Genomic DNA, 269 nt, shown 5'->3' with positions numbered 1-269 from the left:
GTCCATCCGGCTTACCAGATATGCTAAATCCAGTTCTGGCTCTTCCGGTGTTTCTACCATTAACGCCCAACGTTGCTGGCTGGCGACCAGCGTTTGTGCAGCACCCGCTTTGCGTAGCTCATAGCTATCTTTGCCGGGTTTATCGACATCCATATTGTGATGTGTATGCTTAATTAATCCGGGACGTATATCTCTGGCACGTAGTTCCGGGATCAATTTTTTGAGCAGCGTGGTTTTTCCCGTGCCGCTCCATGCCGCAATGGCGAGTA

At 50.6% G+C, this 269-nt stretch carries 1 protein-coding gene; it reads right to left on the bottom strand.

Annotated elements, in window-relative coordinates; genetic code table 11:
- Positions 1-269, bottom strand: a 269-nt coding sequence (mobB, locus tag FDX22_RS31855; RefSeq protein ID WP_255433035.1) for a molybdopterin-guanine dinucleotide biosynthesis protein B, incomplete at both ends; no start/stop codon positions are given.

It is taken from the genome of Citrobacter sp. TBCS-14 (assembly GCF_005280805.1).
GTDB lineage: Bacteria > Pseudomonadota > Gammaproteobacteria > Enterobacterales > Enterobacteriaceae > Citrobacter > Citrobacter gillenii.
The sequence above is the reverse complement of the archived record's forward strand: the minus strand, read 5'-3'. Positions and strand labels throughout refer to the sequence as shown.